General features: G+C 62.8%; 21 protein-coding genes. 14 read left to right on the forward strand and 7 right to left on the reverse strand.

Features of this window, described 5'->3' with window-relative positions:
- Window positions 1-3: 3 nt before the first annotated feature.
- Window positions 4-3198, reverse strand: a complete 3195-nt coding sequence (locus CUJ91_RS05485; RefSeq protein WP_114155994.1) for an efflux RND transporter permease subunit — start codon at window positions 3196-3198, stop codon at window positions 4-6.
- 345 nt (window positions 3199-3543) lie between these two features.
- On the opposite strand from CUJ91_RS05485, the gene CUJ91_RS05490 reads away from it, so the two are divergent.
- Window positions 3544-3906 (forward strand): DUF4148 domain-containing protein, encoded by a 363-nt coding sequence (locus CUJ91_RS05490; protein WP_114155995.1) that lies wholly within the window; start codon window positions 3544-3546, stop codon window positions 3904-3906.
- Window positions 3907-3965: 59 nt separating this feature from the next.
- Here the strand turns inward: CUJ91_RS05490 and CUJ91_RS05495 are convergent, their stop codons facing one another.
- The 6 genes from CUJ91_RS05495 to CUJ91_RS05520 form a co-directional block, all read right to left on the reverse strand.
- Window positions 3966-4793 carry an ABC transporter permease gene (locus CUJ91_RS05495; protein WP_006048286.1) on the reverse strand — a complete coding sequence of 276 codons (828 nt, stop codon included), beginning with the start codon at window positions 4791-4793 and terminating at the stop codon, window positions 3966-3968.
- A gap of 61 nt (window positions 4794-4854) precedes the next feature.
- A complete protein-coding gene (locus CUJ91_RS05500) occupies window positions 4855-6108 on the reverse strand; it encodes an ABC transporter permease (protein ID WP_053857785.1) in 1254 nt (417 codons plus the stop codon).
- Window positions 6109-6150: 42 nt separating this feature from the next.
- Window positions 6151-7197: an ABC transporter substrate-binding protein gene (locus tag CUJ91_RS05505; protein ID WP_114155996.1), complete on the reverse strand. Its 1047-nt coding sequence runs from the start codon at window positions 7195-7197 to the stop codon at window positions 6151-6153.
- Between the two features lies 1 nt (window position 7198).
- Window positions 7199-8380 carry an ABC transporter ATP-binding protein gene (locus CUJ91_RS05510; RefSeq protein ID WP_107710311.1) on the reverse strand — a complete coding sequence of 394 codons (1182 nt, stop codon included), beginning with the start codon at window positions 8378-8380 and terminating at the stop codon, window positions 7199-7201.
- A 32-nt stretch (window positions 8381-8412) separates the two neighbouring features.
- Window positions 8413-9573: an SRPBCC family protein gene (locus CUJ91_RS05515; protein ID WP_114155997.1), complete on the reverse strand. Its 1161-nt coding sequence runs from the start codon at window positions 9571-9573 to the stop codon at window positions 8413-8415.
- A 183-nt stretch (window positions 9574-9756) separates the two neighbouring features.
- The gene (locus tag CUJ91_RS05520; protein WP_029969870.1) at window positions 9757-10683 is read right to left on the reverse strand and encodes a LysR family transcriptional regulator; all 927 of its coding nucleotides are present in this window, start codon (window positions 10681-10683) and stop codon (window positions 9757-9759) included.
- Between the two features lie 169 nt (window positions 10684-10852).
- On the opposite strand from CUJ91_RS05520, the gene CUJ91_RS05525 reads away from it, so the two are divergent.
- The 13 genes from CUJ91_RS05525 (at window position 10853) to CUJ91_RS05585 (ending at window position 24789) form a co-directional block, all read left to right on the forward strand.
- Complete coding sequence (locus CUJ91_RS05525; protein WP_114155998.1) at window positions 10853-12211, forward strand: flavin-containing monooxygenase; 1359 nt, start codon at window positions 10853-10855, stop codon at window positions 12209-12211.
- 65 nt (window positions 12212-12276) lie between these two features.
- A complete protein-coding gene (locus CUJ91_RS05530; protein ID WP_006048278.1) occupies window positions 12277-12714 on the forward strand; it encodes a RidA family protein in 438 nt (145 codons plus the stop codon).
- Window positions 12715-12724: 10 nt separating this feature from the next.
- Window positions 12725-13402, forward strand: a complete 678-nt coding sequence (locus tag CUJ91_RS05535) for a DUF1028 domain-containing protein (protein ID WP_114155999.1) — start codon at window positions 12725-12727, stop codon at window positions 13400-13402.
- The gene (gene argE / locus CUJ91_RS05540) at window positions 13395-14555 is read left to right on the forward strand and encodes an acetylornithine deacetylase (RefSeq protein ID WP_114156000.1); all 1161 of its coding nucleotides are present in this window, start codon (window positions 13395-13397) and stop codon (window positions 14553-14555) included. Before CUJ91_RS05535 ends, argE begins: the two co-directional genes overlap by 8 nt.
- Before the next feature lie 9 nt (window positions 14556-14564).
- On the forward strand, window positions 14565-16013 hold the full coding sequence (locus CUJ91_RS05545; RefSeq protein WP_114156001.1) for a purine-cytosine permease family protein: 1449 nt from the start codon (window positions 14565-14567) through the stop codon (window positions 16011-16013).
- Window positions 16014-16128: 115 nt separating this feature from the next.
- Window positions 16129-16875 carry a GntR family transcriptional regulator gene (locus CUJ91_RS05550; protein ID WP_114156002.1) on the forward strand — a complete coding sequence of 249 codons (747 nt, stop codon included), beginning with the start codon at window positions 16129-16131 and terminating at the stop codon, window positions 16873-16875.
- Window positions 16876-17013: 138 nt separating this feature from the next.
- Complete coding sequence (locus CUJ91_RS05555; RefSeq protein WP_114156003.1) at window positions 17014-18624, forward strand: gamma-glutamyltransferase family protein; 1611 nt, start codon at window positions 17014-17016, stop codon at window positions 18622-18624.
- Window positions 18625-18731: 107 nt separating this feature from the next.
- Window positions 18732-20027 carry an oxalate/formate MFS antiporter gene (gene oxlT, locus CUJ91_RS05560; protein WP_114156004.1) on the forward strand — a complete coding sequence of 432 codons (1296 nt, stop codon included), beginning with the start codon at window positions 18732-18734 and terminating at the stop codon, window positions 20025-20027.
- A gap of 54 nt (window positions 20028-20081) precedes the next feature.
- The gene (locus tag CUJ91_RS05565) at window positions 20082-20858 is read left to right on the forward strand and encodes an ABC transporter ATP-binding protein (protein ID WP_006048271.1); all 777 of its coding nucleotides are present in this window, start codon (window positions 20082-20084) and stop codon (window positions 20856-20858) included.
- Window positions 20855-21712, forward strand: a complete 858-nt coding sequence (locus tag CUJ91_RS05570) for an ABC transporter permease (protein WP_114156005.1) — start codon at window positions 20855-20857, stop codon at window positions 21710-21712. The genes CUJ91_RS05565 and CUJ91_RS05570 overlap by 4 nt, the downstream gene beginning before the upstream one ends.
- Window positions 21713-21755: 43 nt before the next feature.
- Window positions 21756-22736 carry an ABC transporter substrate-binding protein gene (locus tag CUJ91_RS05575; protein ID WP_114156006.1) on the forward strand — a complete coding sequence of 327 codons (981 nt, stop codon included), beginning with the start codon at window positions 21756-21758 and terminating at the stop codon, window positions 22734-22736.
- A gap of 19 nt (window positions 22737-22755) precedes the next feature.
- Window positions 22756-24084 carry an amidase gene (locus CUJ91_RS05580; protein WP_114156007.1) on the forward strand — a complete coding sequence of 443 codons (1329 nt, stop codon included), beginning with the start codon at window positions 22756-22758 and terminating at the stop codon, window positions 24082-24084.
- Window positions 24085-24207: 123 nt separating this feature from the next.
- Window positions 24208-24789: a c-type cytochrome gene (locus CUJ91_RS05585; RefSeq protein WP_114156008.1), complete on the forward strand. Its 582-nt coding sequence runs from the start codon at window positions 24208-24210 to the stop codon at window positions 24787-24789.
- The last annotated feature ends 343 nt before the right edge of the window (window positions 24790-25132 follow it).

Genomic DNA, 25132 nt, shown 5'->3' on the forward strand with positions numbered 1-25132 from the left:
TCCTTATTGAGCGTGTGGTGTCAGCGACGCATCGGCGGCACGGTGCGCGCGGCGCTTGGCGAGCCACGCATGCACCATCCCGAACACGACGGGGACGAACATGAGCGTGGACAGCGTGCCGATCGCGAGGCCGCCGATCACCGCACGTCCGAGCGGCGCGTTCTGTTCGCCGCCGTCGCCGAGACCGAGCGCCATCGGCAGCATGCCGATCAGCATCGCGAGCGCCGTCATCAACACAGGACGAAAGCGGTTGAAGCCCGCATCGAGCGCGGCCGCAAGCGGCTCCATGCCGTTTTGCAACGACTCGCGCGCGGTGTTGATCACCAGAATGCTGTTCGCCGTCGCGATGCCGATACAAAGAATGGTTCCTGTCAGCGCGGGGACGCTCAAGGTCGTGTGCGTCGCGAACAGCATCCATGCAATGCCGGCCAGGGACCCAGGCAGACCGCTGATGATGATCAACGGATCGAGCCACGACTGAAAGTTCACGACCATCAGCAGATAAACGAGCGCGATCGCGAACACGAGTCCTGCGCCAAGGCCCGCGAACGATTCGTTCATCGACTGCACCTGGCCGCGGATCACGATGGACGAGCCGGGCGGCAATTGCGCGCGCGCTTCATCGACGAGCTTCGTGACGTCCGCAGCGACGCCGCCGAGATCACGTCCTTGCGTCGACGCGAAAATGTCCAGCACCGGTTGCACGTTGTAGTGCGAGACGACGGCCTGTTGCGAACCGCGCGACATCGTGCCGAGCGTGCCGAGCTGGTTTTGCGGATCGACGCCGACCTGATTCGTCGTCAACGGAATGTTCGACAGCGTTTGCAGCGAATGAATGTCGTATTGCGGCACTTCGGCCAGCAGCGGATAGCTGACGCCGTTCTTCGGGTCGAGCCAGAAGTTCGGCGTGGTCTGCGAACTGCCGGACAGCGCGATCAACAGGTTCTGCGCGACATCGCGCTGCGTGAGGCCCGCCTGCATCGCTTTCGTGCGATCCACGTCGACGTTGATGGCCGGCGCGTCGCCGGGCTGCTGGATACGCGCGTCGACGAGGCCGCGCACGCCGCGCAGTTGCGCCAACAGATGGTCGGCGACCACGCGATTCGCCGCGAGCTTGTTGCCGACAATCTGCACGTCGATCGGCGCGGGCAAACCGAAGTTCAGAATCTGGCTGACGATGTCGGCGGGCAGGAACGCGAATGTCACGCCGGGAAAGGCCGTGTTCAGTACGTCGCGCAGTTGCGCGACATATTGCGCGGTGGGTTTGTGATCCGGCTTCAGCGTGACCATGATGTCCGCGTCTTCGGAGCCGATCGGGTCCGACGAGTCGTACGTCAGGTTGATGCCGCTCACCGGCACGCCGATGTTGTCGAGCACGGCAGCCTGCTGCGACTGCGGAATCACGGTTCGAATCTTTGCTTCGACCTCATCGGTCAGGCGTGCGGTTTCCTCGATGCGCGTGCCTGTCGGCGCACGCAGATGCAGACGGATTTCTCCGGTATCGACAGCGGGGAAAAAGTCACGTCCCGCGAACGGAATCAGCGCGAGCGAAGCGAGACAGAGCGCGAGATAAATCGGCAGAAAGCGGCGGCGGTTTGCGATCGCGCGTTGCAGCACCGAGCGATAGCGATTGCGCAGCGCTTCGAAGCGCTGCTCGAAGCGCGCCTGGAAGCCGGCAAACACGTTCTTGCGGCGCTGCGCGGAGTCACCCGCTTTCGAAGGCGCGCGCATCAGATACATGGCGAGCGTCGGGATCAGCGTGCGCGAAAAAAAGTACGACGCGCACATCGCGAAGACGACGGCCTCGGCCATCGGCACGAACAGGTAACGGGCGACACCGGATAACAGAAACATCGGCACGAATACGATGCAGATCGACAGCGTCGACACGAACGTGGGCACCGCGATTTCGCCGGAGCCGTTCAGAATCGCGTCATGCAGCGGCGCGCCCTTTTCAAGGTGATGCGTGATGTTTTCGATCGCGACGGTCGCGTCGTCGACGAGAATGCCGACCGCGAGCGCGAGTCCGCCGAGCGTCATGATGTTGATGGTTTGCCCGAGCGCGGCCAGTGCGATCAGCGACGTCAATACCGCGAGCGGAATCGACACGGCGATGATGAGCGTCGCGCGCCAACTGCCGAGAAACAGCAGGATCATCGCGGCTGTGAGACACGCGGCGATCAGACCTTCGCGCACAACGCCGGAAATCGCGGCCTTCACGAATACCGACTGATCGGACAGCGGCACGATGTTCAAGGCCTTCGGCAGACCCGCGGCGATCCTGGGCAGCATCGCCTTGACCTGCTGGATGATCGTCAGCGTCGACGCGCTTCCGGTTTTTTCGACTTGCAGCAAGGCGGCACGCTTGCCGTCGCTGCGCACCATGTTGGTTTGCGGCGCATAGCCGTCGATCACATGCGCGACGTCGCGCACATACACGACGCCGCCTTTCACCGTCTTGATCGGCAGATCGTTGAGCTTCGCGACCGTGTCGGTGCTGCCGTTCATCTCGACGTTATATTCGCGCGAGCCGATCTTCGCAGTGCCGCCCGGCAGTATCAGGTTTTGCGCGTTGACTGCGTTGACCACGTCGATCGGTGCGAGTCCTTTTGCCTGTAGCGCTCGCGGATCGAGTTCGACCATGATCTGGCGAATCTTGCCGCCGAATGGCAGCGGCACCGCGGCGCCCTGAACCCTGGCGAGTTGTGTGCGGATGAAACTGTTGCCGAGGTCATAAAGAGACTGCTCTGGCAGCGTATCGCTGGAAAGGCCAAGCTGCAGCACTGGCACCGTCGATGCGTTGTACGTGATGATGTTCGGCGGCAACGTGCCGGGCGGCAGCACGCGCAGAATCGACGCCGAGTTCGACGCTGCTTCCGCGATCGCGCGATTGATGTCGGCGCCAGGGTGAAAGAAGATCTTCACGACCGACACGCCGTTCAACGATTGCGATTCGATGTGCTCGATGTCGTCCACGTCGGAAGTCAGCGCGCGCTCGTAGTTCGACGTGATGCGACGCGCCATGTCTTCGGCGGAGAAGCCGTTATACGACCAGACAATGCTGACGACGGGAATGTCGATGTTCGGAAAGATGTCCGTGGGCGTGCGAATGATCGCAAGTGGCCCGAGTATAAATAGCAGCACGGCCAGAACAATGAAGGTGTACGGCCGCTGCAGCGCGAGTCTGACAATCCACATAACGTTTTCCTGGACGATGGCGGTCGGAATGCCCTGTGCGAAAGCGACGCAAACGGGGCTTCGTAATGGGAGGCAGTGTGCCGGGCAGGCACTTACTCGCGAGTGACGGACACATTACAAGTCCGTCATCTATGCAGATGAGAGCGCCGTAACGAATGGATCGGCGTTGGGATAACCGTATGAACCCGATAAAGGGCTAAAGATGACAAGCATGTAATGCGGGAGTCACCATTGAGTCAGCAGCGGTTGCGCAGAATGCAACCACTCCTTCACGACTAGCGGTGAAGGTTTCAAAGGCTCCGTTTATCGTGAACGCAGCCGCTACTCAACGATAGGTGAACCATCATGAAAGCACTTCTGAACGCTGTCCTCGTCTCCTGCGTATTGGCCGCACCCGCTCTTGCATTTGCGCAAACCACCAATGGTCCCGTCACACGCGCCGAAGTGCGCGCCGATCTCACGCGTGTCGAACAGGCAGGCTACCAGCCGGTCGCTTCCGATGCGTCCTATCCTGCCGACATTCAGGCTGCCGATGCGAAAGTGGCCGCAGCGGATTCGGCGCTCAGCATGACGTCGAAGGGCGGCGTTGCAATGGAGGGCTCGTCGCAGTCGGGCGCGACGACCGCGCGCGCTTCATCGGGCAATTCGTCGGACCATTCGTCGGGCCATTCATCGGGCAACGGCAAGTCGATCTTCTTCGGCCATTGATGGCGGCGGGGCGCGGCGGACCTGCGGTATCGCGTGTCACGCTGAAAAGGAACGCTGCATCACGAAAGCCCTTCGCCGGCCGCGGCATGGCGCCCGCGCAACCAGCCGATGCTCGCGAGCAGCAACACGGCGAACACGATCAGCATGGTCGCGACCGCGAGAATCGACGGGTCGATGGAATCGCGAATGCCGCTCCACATGCGCCGGGGCACCGTCGTTTGATCCGGGCCGCCGATGAACAGAATGACGATCACTTCATCGAACGAGGTCGCGAAAGCGAACACACTGCCGGTCGCAACCGCCGGCGTGATGAGCGGCAAGGTCACGCGTCTGAACGCGACCCAGGGGCGCGCGCCGAGCCCGGACGCCGCGCGCAACAGGCTGTGATCGAACGAAAGCAATGAGGCGGTCACCGTGATCACGACGAACGGCGTGCCGAGCGCCGCATGCGCGAGCACCACGCCTGGATATGAATTCACCAGGCCGAGCGGCGCGAAGATCAGATAGAAGCCGGCGGCGACAACCACGATAGGCACGATCATCGGCGAGATGATGAGCGGCATGATCAGCGAGCGCAGTGGAAACTGCGCGCGCGAAAGACCGAGCGCCGCGAGCGTGCCGAGACAGGTGGCAATCAGCGTGGAAGCCGCGCCGATGCCGATGCTGTTAAGCAGCGCCCGCTGCCAGTCCGGGCTTGTCAGCGCCTGCTCGTACCAGCGCAGCGAGAAGCCCTGCATCGGATACGAGAAGTACGAACCGGAATTGAACGAGAGCGGAATGATCGCGAGAATCGGCGCGACGAGAAAGAGCAGCACGAGCGCGGTATGCACCCGTACCCAGCGCGCGGCGATGCGTTCGGTCAGCATCTTGTTGCGTTGATCTTGCATGTCGTTCCTTCGTCGTGTGCCTGTTTTTTCGATCGAGTCGTCGATTGTTCGACTCATCGACTCAACCGAAGCGCAGGCGGTCGATACCGACAATGCGGTTGAACAGGAAATAAAAGATCGCCGTGAAGATCACGAGATAAGCCGACAGCGCACCGGCAAGGCCCCAGTTCAACTGCGTATTGGTCTGCATCGCGATGAGCTGACTGATCATTTCGTCGCCCGCGCCGCCGAGCAGCGCCGGCGTGATGTAGTAGCCGAGCGCAAGCACGAACACGAGGAAGCAGCCGGCGCCGACGCCAGGCAGCGTCTGCGGCACATAGATCCGCATGAACGCGGTGAACGGATGCGCGCCGAGCGATTGCGCCGCGCGCATATACACCGGCGACACGCCCTTCATCACGGAGTAAATCGCGAGGATCAGGTAAGGCAGCAGCACATGCGTCATGCCAATGAGGACACCCGTGCGATTGAAGATGAGCGGCAGCGGATGCGTCGCGAGCCCGAGACTCATCACCAGGCTATTGATCACGCCGCCCGGTTGGAGCAACACATACCACGCGGTCGTGCGCACAAGCAGCGAAGTCCAGAACGGCACGATCACGAACAGCATCAGCCGGTTGCTGCTTTTCTCGGGCAGATTCGCGAGCAGCCACGCGACCGGATAACCGAGCACGAGACATAGCAGCGTGACCGTCGCGCTGATCGAAACCGTTCGCACGAACGCCGCCCGATAGACGGACGCATTGTCCGGCACGAACGCGACGGCGCCTTGCGGCGTCACCTGCGCATCGACGGCGGCGAGCAGATAGTCGGGCGTCGGCGACGCGGCGGCTCGCTTCAGCAAACGCCACGTCTCCGGCGAATTCCAGCGTTCGTCAAGTTCGACGAGCGCGGGCTTCCACGCGGGCGGGGCGTCCGTTGGCAGTTGCCGGGCGGTGCGCATCAACAGGCTGCGAAACTCGGGCATCGAGAAGTTCAGCCGCCGCGCGACGGTGCCGATCTGTCCGCTTTGCCGCGCCTCGGCGAGCCCCGCGGCGAGCAGCGCGAACATGTGTTCGTCCGGCACGCCGTTACCGTCCCACGCATTCAGCGCACGCGTGAGCGCGGGCATGCTGTCGGGCACTTCGCGATTCTGAACGCTGCGTGCAAGCAGCAGCGTGATCGGCGCGATGAACGTCGACAGCAGAAAGACGAGCAGCGGCAACGCAAGCAGCAGCGCCTGCATGGATGCGCGGCGGCGCGCCTTGTTAAACGACGCGCGGCCGTCGCCTTTCGTCGGAGAGCCGGGGGCCGTGGCTCGGGCGGCAGTGGGCATGCTGGTGGTCACGTTGGGCTCTCGTCGGACGATGCGATGGTGTTACTGCGTCAGCCACACCTGGAAGCGCTTGTTGATCTGGTCGGCGTTGTCGGCCCAGAAGTTCGCGTTGATCTGCAATGCGCGCTTGAAGTTATCGGGCGCGGTCGGCAGATCGGCAAGGCGCTGCTTGTCGACGAGCGCGATCGCGTCCTTGCGCGGCGGCGCATACGCGATGTACTTCGACAGGTCCGCATAGGCCTTCGGCTGCGAAGCCGACGCGATGAACTTTGCCGCCAGATCGGCATGCTTCGCGCCGGTCGGAACGCCCCACCAGTCGAAGTCATAAACCTGCGCGTCCCACACGGTCTTGAAGGGCTTGTTGTCCTTCTGCGCGGCATCGGAAATGCGGCCGTTGTAGGCCTGCGTCATCACGACCGCGCCGTCCGCGAGCAACTGCGGCGCCTGCGCGCCGGACTCCCACCACACAATGTTCTTCTTGATCGTGTCGAGCTTCTTGAACGCACGGTCGACGCCCGCGGGCGTGCCCAGCACCTTGTACACATCTTTCGGAGCGACGCCGTCCGCGATCAACGCCCATTCCATCGATACCTTCGGCGACTTGCGCAGGCCGCGCTTGCCCGGGAATTTCTGCAGATCGAAGAAGTCGTTGACGGTGCTCGGCGCGGTCTTCATCTTGCTCGCGTCGTACGCATAGACCGTGGACCAGACCATGCTCGCGACCGCGCAATCGCTGATCGAGCCGGGGATGAAGTCGCTCGTCTTGCCGATCGTCTTCTTGTCGAACTTCTGCAGCAGGCCTTCGTCGCAGGCGGTGATCGCGTCGTTGGTTTCGAGGTCGATCAGGTCCCACGTGGTGTTCTTCGCCTGCTCCATCGCGGAGAGTTTCGCGAGACCGCCGTCATACGATTCGGTCGAGAAGCCGACGCCCGTCGCCTGCGTGAACGGCTCGAAATAGGCTTTCTTCGCCGCTGCTTCGTACGCGCCGCCGAAGGTCACGACAGAGAGCGTCTCCGCTGCCTGCGTGGTCACGGTGGCGAATGCGAGTACGGCGAGTGCGGCGCATTGTGCTTTGATGATAGTGCGCATGTCAGTTGGCTCCTGCTGGTGCGGTCGTGATGATGGAAGGGGAGGGCGGTGTGGATACGTGAATCGCCGGCGCGCTGCTGCGCGCGCTCATCGCGAGAATCTTGCAGTCGTCATGGCGCCAGGCGACGTCGATCTCGCTGCCGGGTGTCGGCAACGCGTGACGCTGCGTATTGGGCACTTTCACGACGATCGAATCGCGCGAGCCGAGCGTCAGATGTACGCGATGGTGATCGCCGCAATACACCAGTTCGTCGACGCGCGCGCGCACGACGTTGTCATGTTCAGTCGGCTGCGTGCCTTCGGCGCCCGGAATATGCGCGCGTTCGGGGCGCAGCGCGAGCATCGCTTCGTCGCCGGCGTGCAGGCCGTTTTCGCAACGGCCGCGAATCATGCTGCCGTTCGACAGCGCAAGCGTGGCCCAGCCTTCGTGCGCATTCACGACGCGCCCGGTCAAGCCATTGTTCTCGCCGACGAAGTTCGCGACGAATGCGTTCTGCGCGTTCTCGTACAGTTCGCTCGGTGTGGCGGCTTGCTGGATGCGTCCATCGGAGAACACGGCGACGCGGTCGGACATGGTGAGCGCCTCGGCCTGATCGTGCGTCACGTAGACGATCGTGAGCGACAGCTCGCGATGCAGCCGCATGATTTCGTATTGCATGGTTTCGCGCAGGCGCTTGTCGAGTGCGCCGAGCGGCTCGTCCATCAGCACCACGCTCGGCTCGAACACGAGTGCGCGTGCCAGCGCGACGCGCTGCTGCTGCCCGCCGGAAAGCTGCGCCGGACGACGGTTCGCCAGATGCGGCAATTCGATCATCTCGAGCGCACGCTTCACACGCGCCTTCTGCTCCGCGCGGCCTACGTGCCGCACGGAAAGCGGAAACGCGACGTTCTCGGCAATCGTCAGATGCGGAAACAGTGCGTAGTTCTGAAACACCATGCCGATGTCGCGTTGATGCGGCGGCTTGTCGTCGAGCCGGCGGCCGTCGAGACGAATCTCGCCGTGAGTGGGCGACTCGAAGCCCGCCAGCATCATCAGCGTGGTCGTCTTGCCCGACCCCGAAGGCCCGAGCAGCGACACGAATTCTCCCTTGCTCACGTCGAGATTCAGGTCGTCCACGACAAGCTGAACGCCGTCATACGTTTTGCTCACGCGCGAGAGCGAGATGAAGGAAGGGTTTGACATCGTGATCGCGTCCTGTCTTTGTTGCGTCGTCATCAAGGTGCGAGCTTCGCCGCGGCGATCCTGCCGGCGAGGTAGCGCGCGAAGTCATAGTTGGGGCGCTCGAGATGGCTCAGGTGGCCCGGCTTCGCGAGCGGCGCATGCACGCCGCGAAAGACCGCTTCGACGCCGCGTTTGTCTTCCGCATTGACTTCGTCGAGCAGTTTTTTCAGCGTGCTCATGTGCGCGTTCGCTTCGGGGTCCGCGATGAACTCCGGCGCGAGGCCGCCGCCGAAGCGGATATGCACGCGCCCCACGCCTTGCGGTTGCAGCACGAGATACCAGAAGTAACCGGGCGTCAGCGTGACGAGATGCGTCGGGTAGATCGCGAGCAGCGCCGTCGTCTTGCGCCAGTGTCCGGTGAGACGCGTGTTGTCCGGATGCGCGTTGCCGATGGGCAAGGACGCTTCCTTCGTGATCCAGTGATAGTTGAAAGCGGGACTGCCGGGCGGGCACTCCATTTCGTCCAGCCGCGAATGCGGACCCACCGTCGCGCGATGCAGCATCGGCAGGTGATAACTCTCCATGAAGTTTTCCGCGAGAATCTTCCAGTTCGTGTCCCACACGTGCTCTTCATGGAAGGTTTCGATGTAGTCCGACATGCCGTATGCGCCGATCAGCTCGTTCAGGCCGGCGAGTTGCGTGTGCACGGGCGGCGCGTTGGCATCGAGCGTCACGTAGAGCCAGCCTTGCCATTCCTCGCAACGCACGGACGGAAGCCGGTAGCTCTCCTTGCAGAAGCCCTGTTGCCGGTCCATTAGCGGTGAACCTTGCAGCGCGCCGTCGAGCGAATAATTCCACGCGTGATAAGGGCAGACGATTCGGCGCACGTTGCCGCGTCCTTCGAGCAGCACCGACATGCGGTGCAGGCACACATTCGACATCGCCTTGAGCTGCATCTGATCGTCGCGCAATACGACGACAGGTTGTGCGCCAAGACGCGCCGTCAGGTAATCGCCTGGCGCTTTGAGCGAACTCGCGCGGCCGACGCATTGCCATTCGCGCTGGAAGATCGCGCGCTCTTCAAGCGCGAGAAATTCGGGCGACGTGTAGACGCCGGGCGGCATTGAATGCGCATCGCCGAAGGGCCTTTCGCAACCCGCTTGCAGGTCGTCGACCAGCGCTTGCACTGCGATCGTCGTTGCCGGGTCGGTCATGGTGTTCCCATCGGTTTGTCACGATAAGAGCGCGCCGGTGCGGGTTCTCGCGGTGTTGCGCTCGACATGGACATCAATCTATCAAGCCAATTTGGAAGCCGAAATATTGTTTTCAGATACAAAGCAAAGGTTTTGACTATGCAACGCGCGCAGTACTGGAAGGCGGCGATTGTGTGCTTCAAATCATGCGTCGATGTGCAGCCGGCGAATGTAGTTTTCGCAGAACGACGCGAAGCGATGCACGACCTGGCGCGGCTTCATCGTGCGCGATTGCGCGATGCCGAGCATCGTTGCGTTGACGTTGTCCTTGAAGCGCTTGATGACAAACTCTTCGCCATCCACGGTGCGATTCGATTTGAGCGGAAAGTTGAGCAGGCTGTAGCCAAGACCGTTGGCCACCATGCCGCGCACCACTTCCGGCTGCGACGAGCGGAACGCGGGCACCGGGCGGCTGCCCACCGCGTCGAAGAGGGCGGCGAAATACTCGCGGCTGTGCGGCAAATCGAGCATCACATAAGGCTCGGGCAGCAGGTCGGCGAGCGACACCTTGCGTGCGCGTGCAAGACGATGCGTCCGCGGCAGGATCGCGTAAGGCGGCAGCGAGAGCAGCGGCGTGAAGGCGATGTCTTCGGTCAGATCGAGGCTGTAGGTGAGGGCGATATCGAGCGAACCGTCGTGCAGTCCCCGCAAGAGCCCGTCCTGATGCGCCTCGACCGTGCGAAACGAAATGCCCGCATGCTCGCCGGTAAAGCGGCTGATCAGTCCGGGCATCAGCGGCGGCGCGAGCGACACGAGACAGCCGAGCGCGATGGCGCCGGTCATGCCGCCGTCCATTTCCTTCGCGGTGGTTTGCAGTTCTTCCGCGATCTTCAGAAGATTGCGCGCTTGCCCGAGCAGGTCGCGCCCCGCTTGCGTGAGCGACAAACCGCTCGCGTGATGCCGTATGAAGAGTTGCACGCCGAACGACACTTCCAGGTCCGCGAGCGCCGTCGAGATCGACGGTTGCGAGATGTGCAGACGCTTCGCGGCCGCCGTGAAAGACAGCGCTTCCGCCGTGACGACGAAGTAGCGCAACTGGCGCAATGAGTAGCGCAACGGGTGACTCTCCATCGACAACACTCCCTCTCTTCAAGATTCTCAATCGTCCGATTGTGAGGTCGTCAAAAAGTACTGCATAGGGAAAACCGATGCGCTGCATTTTTTTAATATGTTTTTCAGATTCTGATCCGGCGAGTAGATTTTCACGAAAGTATTTCCGCCTCTTCAGAAGGACACAGTCATGACAGTGGAAACAACGTCAATCGATACGCTGGTGGTCGGCGCCGGACAGGCCGGCGTCGCGATGAGCGAACATCTGAGCAAGCTCGGCGTGCCGCACCTGGTGCTGGAACGTGCGCGTATCGCCGAGCGCTGGCGCACAGGACGCTGGGATTCGCTGGTTGCCAACGGTCCCGCGTGGCACGATCGTTTCCCTAATATGGAGTTCGCCGACGTCGACCCCGACGCGTTCGCGGGCAAGGAGCAGGTCGCGGACTATTTCGTTGCATATGCAAAGAAGTTCGACGCGCCGATCCGCACCGGCGTCGAAGTGAAGCAGGTCGTGCGCAATGCGGGGCGGCCTGGCTTCACCGTGGAAACGTCGGACGGAATCATTCAGGCCAACCGCGTGGTGGTCGCCACGGGCCCGTTTCAGCGCCCCGTCATTCCGCCGATCGCGCCGCAAGACGCTGCGCTCACGCAGATTCATTCCGCCGACTATCGCAATCCCGCGCAATTGCCCGAAGGCGGCGTGCTGGTAGTGGGCGCGGGATCGTCGGGCGTACAGATCGCGGACGAATTGCAGCGTGCGGGCCGGCGCGTCTATTTGTCGGTCGGCGCGCATGATCGTCCGCCGCGCGCCTATCGCGGCCGCGACTTCTGCTGGTGGCTGGGCGTGCTCGGCGAATGGGACGCCGAAGTGATGAAGCCCGGCAGGGAACACGTCACGATTGCGGTGAGCGGCTCGCGCGGCGGTCATACCGTCGACTTCCGGCGTCTCGCGCATCAGGGCGTCACGCTGGTTGGTCTGACGAAGTCGTTCAACGACGGCGTCGTGACCTTCGAAGACGATCTCGCAGCAAACATCAGACGTGGCGACGAAAACTATCTGTCGCTGCTCGACGCCGCCGACGCGTACGCCGAGCGCAACGGTCTCGATCTTCCGCAAGAACCGGAGGCGCGCATCATTCCGGCCGACCCGGAGTGCGTCACGCATCCGCTGCACGATCTGGCTCTGGCTGAAGCGGGCGTGACGTCGATCGTGTGGGCGACCGGCTATGCAGTGGACTTCAACTGGCTGAAGGTCAACGCGTTCGATGAAAAGGGTAAGCCGACGCATCAGCGCGGCGTATCGAAAGAGCCGGGCATCTATTTTCTCGGCTTGCCGTGGTTGTCGCGCCGCGGCTCGGCGTTTATCTGGGGCGTGTGGCACGACGCGAAGCACATCGCCGATCACATCGCCACGCAGCGCAAATATCTGGCGTATTACGATGGGCCGCAACCTCAGGCTTCGATCGGCAACGCGGATGATGCGGATAGTTCGAACGATGCATCCGCCGCTTCACGCGTCCATAAAGTCAGCGAGATCGGCGTGAGCTGATCGCTACGCCAACGCCGACCCGCGATCCATTTCTCCCTGCATTTCCAGCATTCAAAGGTGCATTGATGAGCCAACCGACGCATACCCGTATCCGCATGTTCAACACGAAGGACACGTATCCGAACCAGACGCTCGATAACGATCTTTGCCAGGCTGTGCGCGCCGGCAACACTGTCTATGTACGCGGCCAGGTCGGCACGGATTTCGAAGGGCGCCTCGTCGGACTCGGCGATCCGCGCGCGCAAGCCGAGCAGGCGATGAAGAACCTCAAGCAATTGCTGGAAGAAGCCGGCAGCGATCTGTCCCACGTCGTCAAGACGACGACGTATCTAACCGACGTCCGCTATCGCGAGCCGGTTTATCAGGAAGTCGGGAAGTGGCTCAAAGGCGTGTTTCCCATTTCGACAGGCCTCGTCGTGGTCGCGTTGGGGCAACCGCAATGGCTGATGGAAATCGACGTCATCGCCGTGATTCCGGATGGATGGACGCGGCCGCAAGCGTAAGGAGCGGGACATGACATTCTCTATTGTCGGACGTTGTCAGCAAACGGGGCAACTCGGTATCGCGATCAGTTCATCGAGCATCGCGGTAGGCGCGCGCTGCCCGTGGGTGCGTGCCGGCGTCGGCGCGGTGGCGACGCAGAACGTCACGCTGCCCGCTCTTGGCCCGCAGGTTCTCGATCTTCTCGCGAGCGGACAATTCGATCCCGCCGCCGCGCTCGACCGCGCGCTCGGCGCGAGCGAGTGGAGCGAATACCGGCAGGTGACGGTGGTCGATAGCCAGGGCCGCGTCGCGTTCTTCAGCGGCAAGGAAGCGTTGGGCACGTATCACGCCGTCGCGGGAATGCAATGCGTCGCCGCGGGCAACATGCTCGCCGGCGTCCACGTGATCGAGGCGATGGTCCCGGCGTTCGAGCAGACCTCCGGCGCGCTTGCCGACAGATTGCTCGCCGCGATGCATGCGGCGATGGCCGCCGGCGGCGAGGCGGGGCCCGTGCATTCGGCGGCGCTCAAGATAGTGGGCGACGTGAGCTGGCCGATGGTCGACTTGCGTGTCGATTGGGCCGACGACGATCCTATCGGTCAACTCGACGGTTTGTGGCGCGCATATCGGCCGCAAATGCAGGACTACCTGACGCGGGCGTTGAACCCGACCGCCGCGCCGAGCTACGGAGTGCCCGGCAATGAATGACAGATCCAGCCGCGCGCTGCTCGCCGAGTTGATCGGCTTTGACACGGTCAGCCGCGAATCGAATCTGGACATGATCGAGTTCGTTCGACAATACCTCGCTGAACTCGGCGTCGAAAGCGAGCTTTTCTACAACGCCGAGCGCACCAAGGCCAATCTGTTCGCGACCATCGGACCGCGCGAGCGAGGCGGCATCGTGCTGTCCGGCCACACTGACGTGGTACCCGTGGAAGGCCAGGCGTGGACCGTGGATGCCTTCCGTCTCACCGAGCGCGATGGACGGCTGTATGGTCGCGGCACGGCCGACATGAAGGGCTTTATCGCGTCGGTACTGGCGGCAGTGCCCACGTTTGTCGAACGCGAATTGACGCTGCCCGTACACCTCGCCTTTTCGTACGACGAGGAAGTCGGATGCCTCGGCGTGCGGCCGATGCTCGCGGAACTCGAACGGCGTACGCCCAAGCCGGCCTTGTGTTTGATCGGTGAGCCAACGGAACTCAAGCCCGTGCTCGGCCATAAAGGCAAGCTCGCAATGCGCTGCCATGTGAAGGGCGCACCGTGCCATTCGGCGTATGCGCCATACGGCGTCAATGCCATTCAGTACGCGGCGCGCATGATCGGCCGTCTCGAAGAAATTGGCGAACAACTGGCGCAGCCCGAGCATCACGACGAGCGCTTTGATCCGCCGTTTTCAACCGTGCAGACAGGCGTGATCAAAGGCGGCCGCGCGCTGAACATCGTGCCGGCGGAGTGCGAATTCGATTTCGAAGTGCGCGCGCTGCCGGGCTTCAATGCTCACCAGGTAGCCGACGAATTGCAGACCTACGCCGAAGGCGAACTGCTGCCGAAAATGCGTGCCGTGAAGTCAGACGCGGACATCCGCTTTCATTCGCTGTCCGCTTATCCGGGCCTCGCTACTTCGCCCGATAGCGAAGCGGCGCGTCTTCTCGCATTGATTAGCGGATCGAACGAATTCGGCACGGTCGCGTTCGGCACCGAAGGCGGACTTTTCGACGAGGCGGGCATTCCGACCGTGGTCTGCGGACCCGGCAGCATGGACCAGGGACACAAGCCCGATGAATTCATCACGAGCGAGCAACTGAGCGCCTGCGACGCAATGTTGACCCGCCTCGCGGACCATCTTTCCGCCGCTTAGGAGACAAACTTGAATACTTCGCAAGCGAACGCATCACCGTTGATTGAAAAGCACACCATTGGTTATGTGCCGCCTGAAGAACGTCATGGCAAGGTGCGCGATCTCTTCACGCTATGGTTCGGCGGCAACATTGCTCCGTTGCCGATCGTGACCGGCGCGCTCGGCGTGCAGATATTCCACTTGAACCTGGTGTGGGGCATCGTGGCGATTATCGTCGGCCAGGCGGTGGGCGGCGTGCTGATGGCGCTGCATTCCGCGCAAGGTCCGCAAATGGGCATTCCGCAGATGATCCAGAGCCGCGCGCAATTCGGTTCATGGGGCGCGCTGCTCGTCACTGTGATTGCAGGTGTGATGTACGTCGGCTTCTTCGCATCCAATATCGTGCTTGCCGGAAAGTCCCTGCATGGCATTGAAGCCGGCGTGCCGGTGCCCATCGGCATTGTGATTGGCGCGGTGGGTTCGGGGCTGATCGGAATCATCGGCTATCGGTTCATTCATATCCTGAACCGCATTGGAACGTGGGTGCTCGGCGTCGGCATTGTTATCGGTTTCGGCTATATCTTCACGCATATTTCCACTGGCGACTTTCTGACTCGCGGCGGATTCAATTTCGCCGGCTGGCTCGCGACTGTGTCGCTATCGGCTCTTTGGCAAATTGCTTTTGCTCCGTACGTGTCCGACTATTCGCGCTATTTGCCGGCGAACGTGCGAGTCGCGTCGACGTTCTGGGCGACCTACCTCGGCTGCACGATCGGCTCGACGCTCGCGTTTGCATTCGGCGCGGTGGCGGTGCTCGCGGTGCCGCCCGGCGTCGACGCAATGGACGCGGTCAAGCAGGCCACCGGCCCGCTCGGCTTGCCGATGCTCGTGCTGTTCCTGTTGAGCGTGATCAGCCACAACGCACTCAATCTGTACGGCGCGGTGCTGGCTACGATTACGTCGATGCAGTCGTTTGCCTATCGCTGGGTTCCCACGGCGAAGGCGCGCGCGGTGTTGTCCATTGTGATTCTGCTTGCATGCTGCTACGGCGCGATTGGCGCTTCGACGAACTTCGTCGGCAACCTGGTCGACCTCGTGCTCGCGCTTCTGGTGGTGCTGGTGCCGTGGACGGCAATCAACCTGATCGACTTCTATGTCATTCACAAGGGCAAATACGACATTCAGTCGATCTTCCAGGTGGACGGCGGCATCTACGGCCGCTTCAATCCACAGGCGCTGATTGCGTACGCGGTGGGCATCGTCGTGCAGATTCCGTTCATGAACACGCCGATGTATGCGGGCCCCGTGCCGAAGTACCTGGACGGCGCGGATCTGTCCTGGCTGATCGGTTTGTTGCTGACGTCGCCGCTGTATTATTGGCTCGCTTCGCGCGACAGCCACTATCGGCGGAGGCAGGCGGGCGCGAGTGTCGTGCGTCGAACGGCGCCGACGATGAGTGTATCCAAAGCCGATTCGTAAGATCTACTGGAGCATGACGATCACGCCGGCGGCCGATTTTATTTTCTATTGACGAATCTTTCCCCGCTGACCGATAGTCGGGGCCCAAAAGATCCGTTAATTCCAGGCTCCGTGCGTGAACGACACAACCCGCTCTTCCTCATCGCGCGCTGATCACGTCTACTACAGCGTGCGCGACGATATCTTCGAGATGCGTCTGTTGCCGGGCGACCGGCTCACGGAAGGCAGCATCGCCGAACGCTTCGGCGTGTCGCGCACACCCGCGCGCGAGGCGCTGCAGCGTCTGCAAAGCGACGGCCTCATGCGCGGCTATGTGCGTGGCGGCTGGGAAGTCGTGCCGATCGATCTCAAGCGCTTCGAAGATCTGTACGAGATGCGCAAGCTGATCGAAACCTTCGCGGTGGGCCGGCTGGTTGCCGCCGATTCGTCGTTGTCGGACAGCGTGCAGCAAGTGCTCGATCGGCTCGATGCAATCTGGAAAGTGCCTCATGCACAGCGTATCCGCGACGGACGCGAGATGGTCGCGCTCGACGAAGCCTTCCATCAGGCGCTTGTGACCGCCGCCGACAACGCGGAACTGAGCGCCGCGATGCAGCGCGTAACGGATCGCATCCGCGTGATGCGGCGGCTTGATCTCGTCTATGGCGACTGCATCGACGAAACCTACGACGAACACATTGCGATTCTCGACGCGATCCGCAATCGCGAGACGGAGCTGAGCGTCGCGTTGGTCGGCCGTCATATAGAAGGCAGCCGTTCGGAAGTGCGCGGCCTGACTGCCGAACGCCTGCAACATGCGCGCACCGCAATGGAGCCGCACGGCGCTCCGTATGCACCACCCAGGTCGCGCCGCACTACCTAGGGTCATCACCTAGTCATCACCTACTGAGCGCCGATTCGCTCGAAGCCTTATGTAGCGGACGTTTCACTCCGCGGCGCTTATTGGCATGGTTCTCGCATATCTGATCTGCATGTATACAAGCAAATCTGCCGGGAAAACATGTCGTCCGAACAACTGAATTCAACGCGCGCGACTCGCGGCATGGCGGTCGCGCCGCACGCGCTCGCCGCCCAAAGCGCGCTCGCGATCCTGCGCGACGGCGGTAACGCGGTCGAGGCGATGATCTCCGCCGCCGCGACGATCGCCGTGGTCTATCCGCACATGAACAGCATCGGCGGCGACGGTTTCTGGCTGATCTCGCGCCCAGGCGCGGCGCCGGTTGCGATCGAGGCGTGCGGTGCGGCGGCGCTTGCCGCGACCATCGACGAATACCGTTCGCGCGGGCTCACAGCGATTCCGACGCGCGGACCGCTCGCGGCCAATACCGTGGCAGGCACCGTGTCGGGTTGGCAACTCGCGCATCGCTGGTCGGCGGACACGCTCGGCGGCAAGATGCCGGTCAAGCGTCTGCTCGAAGACGCGATCCATTACGCGCGACACGGCGTGCCGGTCACGCGCAGCCAGTCGCAGTGCGTCGCGAGCCGGCTCGATGAATTGCGTCCGGTTGCCGGCTTCGCCGAAACGTTTTTGCATGGCGAGCACGTGCCGGCCACCGGCGAGCTGTTCATTGCGCCGCGCCTTGCCGCGACCCTGGAGCGTCTCGCCGATGCCGGCCTCGACGATTTTTATCGCGGCGATCTCGCCCGCAGCATGGCGGGCGATCTGCAATCGGCCGGCTCGCTGCTCACGCTCGCGGATCTCGAACGGCACGAGGCGCGGTTTCGTACGCCGCTTGCGCTCAAGCACTCGCTCGGGACGATCTACAACATGCCGCCGCCCACGCAAGGACTCGTGTCGCTGCTGATTCTCGGCATGCTCGACCGCGTGCTGACGAACGACATGGACCCGCTCGGTCCCGAGTTCGTGCATGCGTGCGTCGAGGCGACGAAGCTGGCCTTCGCCGTGCGCGACACCGCGATCACCGATCCGGACCACATGCGCGCTGATCCGCGCGCGTTTCTCGAACCCGCCGCGCTCGACGCAATGGCCGCGCGCATCTCGCCGACGCAGGCCGCGCCGTGGGGCGCCGGCCGCGGGCCGGGCGACACGGTGTGGCTTGGCGTCACCGATAGCGACGGCGTGTCGGTGAGCTTCATCCAGAGCATTTATCACGAGTTCGGCAGCGGCATCGTGCTGCCGGAATCGGGCGTCAACTGGCAGAACCGCGGCTGCAGTTTCTCGCTCGACGAAGGCGCGCTCAATCCGCTGACGCCGTTGCGCAGGCCATTTCATACGTTGAATCCGGCGCTCGCATGTTTCGACGACGGCCGCACGATGGTCTACGGAAACATGGGCGGCGACGGTCAGCCGCAATCGCAGAGCGCGGTGTTTTCGCGCATCGCCAACTTCGGCTGGAATCCGCAGGCCGCGATCGACGCGCCGCGCTGGCTGCTCGGCCGCACATGGGGCCAATCGACTGACACGCTCAAGCTGGAGGCGCGCTTCGCACCGGGCACCGTGGCGAAGCTCGAAGCGCTGGGCCACGAGGTCGAGACGATGCAGCCTTACGACGAAGCAATGGGACACGCGGGCGCAATCGTTCGGTATCCCAATGGATTGATCGAAGCGGGCCACGATCCGCGCAGTGACGGCGCCGCCGCGGGCTGGTAAGCCTACAGGCGTTTTTTCAATCGAACCGCAGGTCCGGCCTATCGGCCCGGAGGACGCTGCACGTCTGCCGCTCGCCGGCGGGCATTCGCTCAGTAACCGGAGTCACGATGAACACACGCTCTCAACCCATGACATCCGCGGAAATCGGGAACGTCTCGACGTCCGCCGCGCACAACCGCTGGCTACAGCTTGGACTCGGTCTCGTCTGCATGATGGCGATCTCGAGCCCGCAATACGTCTGGACGCTGATGACCAAACCGCTCGCCGCGAAGCTGGGCGTTGCGCTGCCCGAACTGCAGGTGACGTTCTCGCTGCTGATCATTCTGCAAACTTTCTTCTCGCCGTTCCAGGGCAAGCTGATCGACCGCTTCGGTCCGCGTGTGCTGATCTCCATCGGCACGGTCATGTCGGGTTTGAGCTGGGTGCTGGCTTCGCAGGTGCACAGCGCGCCGATGCTTTACCTGACGTATGGCGTGGTCGGCGGATTGGGAACCGGCATCGTCTATGTTGGCGTCGTGGGTCTGATGGTGCGCTGGTTCCCGAAGCAGCGCGGCTTCGCGGCGGGCGCCGTGGCGGCCGGCTACGGCATGGGCGCGATCGTCACGACGTTTCCGATTGCGACGTCGTTGCAGGCTCGCGGCATCGACGCCACGTTGTGGATATTCGGCATTGCGTTCGCGCTGGTCGGCTTGCTGGCCTCGCAAGGATTGCGCGTGCCGCCTTCGCACGAAAGCGTCGCTGCGAGCGCAGCCGGGTCCGGCGTTTCGGCGGTCGCGAATTTGCGTCCGTCGCAAACGCTGAAGACGCCCGTCTTCTGGCTGATGTTCGCGATGATGACGATGATGTCCACATCGGGCCTGATGGTCACCTCGCAAATGGCCACCTTCGCCGCCGACTTCGGCGTGACCCAGGTGCTTGTATTCGGCATGGCGGCGCTGCCGCTCGCGCTGACCATCGACCGCTTCACGAACGGCCTCACGCGGCCGCTGTTCGGCTGGGTGTCCGACAAGCTGGGCCGCGAAAACACGATGTTCATCGCATTCGCGCTCGAAGGCGTCGCGATGGCGCTGTGGCTTTTCACGCGCGATAACGCGGTGCTGTTCGTGCTGCTGTCGGGCGTGGTGTTCTTCGGCTGGGGCGAGATTTTTTCGCTGTTCCCGTCGACGCTCACCGACACCTTCGGCACCCGTCATGCCACCGAGAACTACGGCTGGCTGTACATCTCGCAGGGCATCGGCTCGATCTTCGGCGGGCCGCTCGCGGCACTGATGCATCAACACGCGGGAAGCTGGGTGCCGGTGTTCTCGACGGCGATCACGCTCGACATCGTGACCGCGCTGCTCGCGATTGCCGTGCTCAAGCCGATGCGTCGCCGTTTTCTTGCCGCGCCGCAGGGTGTGTGACGCGACGGCCGCGGCTTCTGCCGACGCACCATGAATCGTGATCGAGGAGCATGCATGTCAGTTCAACTCGCGTTACGCAATATCCGTAAATCGTTTTCGAACAAACTGGGTTCGGTCGACGTACTCGGCGGTCTCACGTTCGACATCCACGAACGCGATTTCGTCAGCATCATCGGACCGTCGGGCTGCGGCAAGACGACGGTGTTCAATGTGATCGCCGGGCTGCTCGAGGCGGACAGCGGCGAGATCGTCTATCGCGGGCAAGCCGTGGACGGATTGCGCGGCAAGGTCGGCTACATGATGCAGCGCGATTTGTTGCTGCCGTGGCGCACGGTGTTGCAGAACGTGCTGATCGGCCCCGAGCTTTCCGGCATGCCGGCGGCCGAGGCGCATGAAATGGCGATGGAGTATCTCAACACGTATGGCCTTGCCGGCTTCGAGAACGCTTATCCGCGCATGTTGTCGGGCGGCATGCGCCAACGCGTGGCGTTGATCCGCACGCTGATCAACGATCCCGACATCATTCTGCTCGATGAGCCGTTCTCCGCGCTCGACTATCAAACGCGTCTGTATCTGGAGGGCGTGCTGATGGAAGCGGTCGAGACGTTCCACAAGACCGTGGTGCTGGTCACGCACGATATCGACGAAGCCGTCGCGTTGTCGAAGCGCGTCGTCGTGCTCGGCGGTCGGCCTTCGCAGGTGAAGAAGGTCTACGACATCGACATTGCCGCGCGTTCGCCGATCGGCGCGCGCAGCGATCCGAACTTCGCGGGCTATTTCCACGCGTTGTGCGGCGAACTGGATATTCAGACCGAGGTGAGGGCGGCATGACGCAATCCGTTTCCATCGATAAAAGCGCTGCGGCGCGGCGCGCGCCTCGCGCACGCGCGCGGCGGCTCGTGCTCGACAGCGGCTGGGGCCGCTCGCTGCTGCAACTCGCGGCGGTGGTCGCTTTCTTCGCGATCTGGGAAGGGGCGGCGCGCGTTGGCTGGGTATCGAATTTTCTGGTCGGCTCGCCGGCGAAAATTTTCGACGCGCTGCTGCGCGACATCCGCTCGTATCAGTTGTTCATCGATACCGGCTATACGCTCTTCGAAGCCATTCTTGGCTTCGTGTTCGGCACCGCGGTCGGCTCCGTGTGCGGGCTCGCGCTCTGGTACTCGCCATTCGTCGCGCGGCTGATCGAGCCGTTCATCGTCGCGATCAATAGCGTGCCGAAGATCGCGTTCGCGCCCATCGTGATCTTGTGGTTCGGCACCGGCTTGATATCGAAAGTCGCGCTGGCGATTTCGCTGACTGCGATCGTCGCGTTGATTGCCGCCTACGAGGCCGCGAAAGACGCCGATCCCGATCTGCAGGCGCTGCTCGTCACGCTCGGCGCCGACAAGAACGACGTGTTCATGAAAGTCGTGGTGCCGTTCACGCTGCCGTATGTGATCTCCACGTTTCGCATCAACGTCGGCTTCGGTCTGGTCGGCGCCGTGGTGGGGGAATTCATTTCGTCGGAGAAAGGGCTCGGGCACATGATCTTCACCGCGTCGAGCCTGTACGACCTCAACACCGTATGGGAAGGGCTCTTCGTGCTGATGGCGATCGGCTTCGTGCTGTACTTCCTGATCGATCTCGTCGAGCGCAAGTTGCTGCCCTGGCGGCAGGCGTCGAATACGAGCACGCTGAAGGTTTAAACGCATTCCCGCAGTCCAATCACTTTTATCCCAGGACAGGACGATGGCATTCACAGCAAAAAAAGCGCTCGCCGCGCTGACCACGGTTTTCGCGCTGAGCGTTGCATCCGTTTCATCGCCGGCATTTGCCGCCGACAAGAAAGTGACGATTTCGCAGGCGTTCCAGTCGATGCTTTATCTGCCGCTCTATGTCGCGATCGACGGCGGCTTCTTCACGAAGGAAGGACTCGACGTCACGAAGCAAACGGCGGGCAGCCCGAGCGCGGCGCTTTCGGCCGTGCTGTCGGGCAGCGCCGATTTCTCGCTGCACGGACCGGAGTGGACGGCGGTCGCCGCGGAGAAGGGCGCCGATGTCGACATCATCGCCAACGTCGTGAACGGCGCGGCGGTATGGATTGCCACCGCGCCCGGCGTCAAATTCGACAGCATCAAGGACGTGAAGGACCAGGTCGTCGTGTCCGGACAGATGCCGACCACCAGCACCTCTTTGTTCTTCAAGCTGCTGAAGGAAAACGGCATGTCGCAGAGCGACGTCAAGCTGATTCAGGTGCCGCTCGGTTCGGAGATTGGACCGCTCGTGGCCGGGCAGTCGAAGATCGCGGTGATGTATGAGCCGGGCCTCGACCAGGCCGTGGCAAAAGGCATGAAAGTCGTGCTCGGCTTTCCGAAGCTTTATGGCGAGTACGCGTTCTCGTCGATTTCGGCGAAGCGCGGCGTCGATCCCGATGCGGCCGCACGCTTCGTGAAGGGCCTGCAAAACGCGCTGCGCTACATGCAAAGCAATCCGGCCGAAACCCAGGCGATCGCGCGCAAGGAATTCCCGACGCTCGATGCGGCCGTGGTGGATGCGGCCGTCAAGCGCATGCTGACCGAAGGCGTGTATCCGAAGAGCGTCGACATCACGCCGAAAGCGCTGGCCGTTGCAATGGATACGCAAATCGCGCTCGGCAACCTGAAGCAGCAGCCGAAGTACGATACGTTCGTCGTCCACAGTTATATCCAGCCCGCGCTTGCCGCGAAATAAACTGCTTTCCGACGCTCTCATGACCCTATTCAATCAAGCACCGACCATCGGCGAAATACGCGCGGCGCTCGCCGCCGGTGACGCCACGCCTGCGCAATATGTTTCGGACGCTTACGAGGCCGCGCGGCATTCGCAAGCGACGTTGCACGCGTTCTGTTATCTGCCGGACACGCCGCCGGATACGTTCGCCGATGCAACCGCGCCGCTCGCCGGCGTGCCGGTCGCGGTGAAGGATGTCATCGATACCGCCGACATGCCCACCGAATTCAACTCGGCGGCGTACAAGGGACGGCGCCCCGAGCGCGATGCGTGGGTGGTGGCGCGCTTGCGGGCCGCCGGCGCGACGGTTATCGGCAAGACGGTGACGACCGAGTTCGCGTGGCGCCATCCGGGACCGACGGTTAATCCGTGGAATGGCGCGTTCACGCCGGGCGGATCGTCCAGCGGTTCGGCGGCGGCGGTGGCGGCCGGTATCGTGCCGCTCGCGCTCGGTACGCAGACGCAGGGCTCGGTGATCCGTCCGGCGGCTTATTGCGGCATCGTCGGATTCAAGCCTACGTATGGCACGATTGCGCGAACCGGGGTGTTGCCGCTGGCGTGGTCGCTCGATCACGTTGGACTGTTCGCGCGACGCGTTGCCGACGTGGCGTATGTGCTGAAGCTCGTCGCGGGCGTCGACGTCGCGGACCCGCACGCGTCGCATGTGGCCGCCGTCGCGCATAGCGCAGGCAAGCGGCGCATCGGCGTGTTGTCGAAGCAGGCCGGCGGCGTGATAGAGCCGGCGCAGCAAGCCGCGCTCGACGTGCTGGCGGCGCAACTCGCGCGCGACGGCGCGGAGATCGTCGCGGTGGATTTGCCGGAGGAAGTCTTCGCGACGCCCGCGTATGCGCTGCAACTGATGGCGGTGGAAGCCGCGATCACACATGGCGAACTGGTCGAGCGCACGCCCGAACTCGTGAGTCCGGCGATGCGCGGTCTCGTCGATGAAGGGCGCAAGTTGCCGGCCACCACCTACGCGCGGATCAAGGCGGCGCAGGTGCCGATGGCGCAGCGCTTTCATGCATGGCTGACGCAAACCATGATGCTCGACGCGCTGCTGGTCGCGCCCGCTACCGGCGAGCCGCCACGCGGCCTCGACTATACGGGCGATGCCTCGTTCTGCGCGCCGTGGACTTTCCTCGGCGTGCCCGCTGTGACGGTGCCGATGCGATTTGGGCCGTCGGGCTTGCCGCTCGGCGCGCAACTGGTGGGCGCCGCGCAGAATGACGCCGGCTTGCTGGCGTTGGCGGAATGGGTCGAGGCGCGCACGGGTTGGGAAGACGCGGTGACGCAGCGGCGCAGTGTATGACGACGTGGAGTAATCGGGCCGGTCGCGCTGGTTTGATGACAAATCGGTAATACAGGCGACGGCGTTCGGCAAGGAACGCTGCCGATAATGAGAGGTCTTCGAACCTTTATCGGCAGACACGTCATGCGTTTTCTTCATTCCACGCTTGCAAAGATTGTTGCCACCGCCGTCGGTCTGCTCGTGCTGATCGGCGGCGGCGCGCTTGCATTCGTCCGTTCGGGAATTTACGACGTATCGGCGAGTTCGAAAGACAATCCGTACCTGGCCGCGACGCTGCATGCGACCTACGAAGCGTCTCTGCACCGGCATGGGGGACGCGACATCGCACCTGGCGATCTACTGTCGCTCGAAAACGTTCGGGCCGGTGCGCGCATGTACGACGCCAACTGTGCGACCTGTCACGGCGCGCCGGACCGTCCGCTGAGCGCGGTGGGTCGAGGCATTCAGCCGGCCGCGCCCTCGCTGCTGGCTGCGCAACGCCGCAATAAGCCGGAGCTGATGTTCTGGGTCATCAAGCATGGCGTCAACATGACGGCGATGCCGTCGTTCGGCAAGACGCAGTCTGACCAGACGCTCTGGCAGGTGGCGGCGTTTATCTACGCCGAGCGCGGGGTATCGAAGGAACAGTATGACGGGATGGTGCAGGGCGTGCCGGGCACCGCCGCGCCGTCAGCCCGCATTGCGTCGGGCGCTCACGCTCAATAAGAGCCGCGAGTTACCAAACACGAGATGAAGCGCTTCCTGATCACGCTGCAATGCGTAGTGATCCTGACTGGTTGCGCGGCACAGGATATGAAGCATCCGGCGACGCGCGATCCGGTGACTCGCGGACAGATCGTCGATTACGACGGCAATGTCTGTCACGAACAAAACATGCACGTGAAAATGCCCGCGTGTTTTTTGCCTCACATGTCGACCACATGCTATTCAGACGGTCCGCGGCATCGGCTATGTGATTAACAGCAAGCGATGAATTTCCGCGGTGCTGCTGTACCGGTTACATCAGCGAGTACTATGGAAAGCGGAACTGGCAAACGGTCGTCGGCGG

Source organism: Paraburkholderia graminis (assembly GCF_003330785.1).
GTDB lineage: Bacteria > Pseudomonadota > Gammaproteobacteria > Burkholderiales > Burkholderiaceae > Paraburkholderia > Paraburkholderia graminis.

Bases quoted from the DNA above. Each gene is read 5' to 3' on its own strand.
- CUJ91_RS05485 (WP_114155994.1), bottom strand. From the start codon at position 3,198: ATGTGGATTGTCAGACTCGCGCTGCAGCGGCCGTACACCTTCATTGTT.
- CUJ91_RS05490 (WP_114155995.1), top strand. From the start codon at position 3,544: ATGAAAGCACTTCTGAACGCTGTCCTCGTCTCCTGCGTATTGGCCGCA.
- CUJ91_RS05495 (WP_006048286.1), bottom strand. From the start codon at position 4,793: ATGCAAGATCAACGCAACAAGATGCTGACCGAACGCATCGCCGCGCGC.
- CUJ91_RS05500 (WP_053857785.1), bottom strand. From the start codon at position 6,108: ATGCCCACTGCCGCCCGAGCCACGGCCCCCGGCTCTCCGACGAAAGGC.
- CUJ91_RS05505 (WP_114155996.1), bottom strand. From the start codon at position 7,197: ATGCGCACTATCATCAAAGCACAATGCGCCGCACTCGCCGTACTCGCA.
- CUJ91_RS05510 (WP_107710311.1), bottom strand. From the start codon at position 8,380: ATGTCAAACCCTTCCTTCATCTCGCTCTCGCGCGTGAGCAAAACGTAT.
- CUJ91_RS05515 (WP_114155997.1), bottom strand. From the start codon at position 9,573: ATGACCGACCCGGCAACGACGATCGCAGTGCAAGCGCTGGTCGACGAC.
- CUJ91_RS05520 (WP_029969870.1), bottom strand. From the start codon at position 10,683: ATGGAGAGTCACCCGTTGCGCTACTCATTGCGCCAGTTGCGCTACTTC.
- CUJ91_RS05525 (WP_114155998.1), top strand. From the start codon at position 10,853: ATGACAGTGGAAACAACGTCAATCGATACGCTGGTGGTCGGCGCCGGA.
- CUJ91_RS05530 (WP_006048278.1), top strand. From the start codon at position 12,277: ATGAGCCAACCGACGCATACCCGTATCCGCATGTTCAACACGAAGGAC.
- CUJ91_RS05535 (WP_114155999.1), top strand. From the start codon at position 12,725: ATGACATTCTCTATTGTCGGACGTTGTCAGCAAACGGGGCAACTCGGT.
- argE (WP_114156000.1), top strand. From the start codon at position 13,395: ATGAATGACAGATCCAGCCGCGCGCTGCTCGCCGAGTTGATCGGCTTT.
- CUJ91_RS05555 (WP_114156003.1), top strand. From the start codon at position 17,014: ATGTCGTCCGAACAACTGAATTCAACGCGCGCGACTCGCGGCATGGCG.
- oxlT (WP_114156004.1), top strand. From the start codon at position 18,732: ATGAACACACGCTCTCAACCCATGACATCCGCGGAAATCGGGAACGTC.
- CUJ91_RS05565 (WP_006048271.1), top strand. From the start codon at position 20,082: ATGTCAGTTCAACTCGCGTTACGCAATATCCGTAAATCGTTTTCGAAC.
- CUJ91_RS05570 (WP_114156005.1), top strand. From the start codon at position 20,855: ATGACGCAATCCGTTTCCATCGATAAAAGCGCTGCGGCGCGGCGCGCG.
- CUJ91_RS05575 (WP_114156006.1), top strand. From the start codon at position 21,756: ATGGCATTCACAGCAAAAAAAGCGCTCGCCGCGCTGACCACGGTTTTC.
- CUJ91_RS05580 (WP_114156007.1), top strand. From the start codon at position 22,756: ATGACCCTATTCAATCAAGCACCGACCATCGGCGAAATACGCGCGGCG.
- CUJ91_RS05585 (WP_114156008.1), top strand. From the start codon at position 24,208: ATGCGTTTTCTTCATTCCACGCTTGCAAAGATTGTTGCCACCGCCGTC.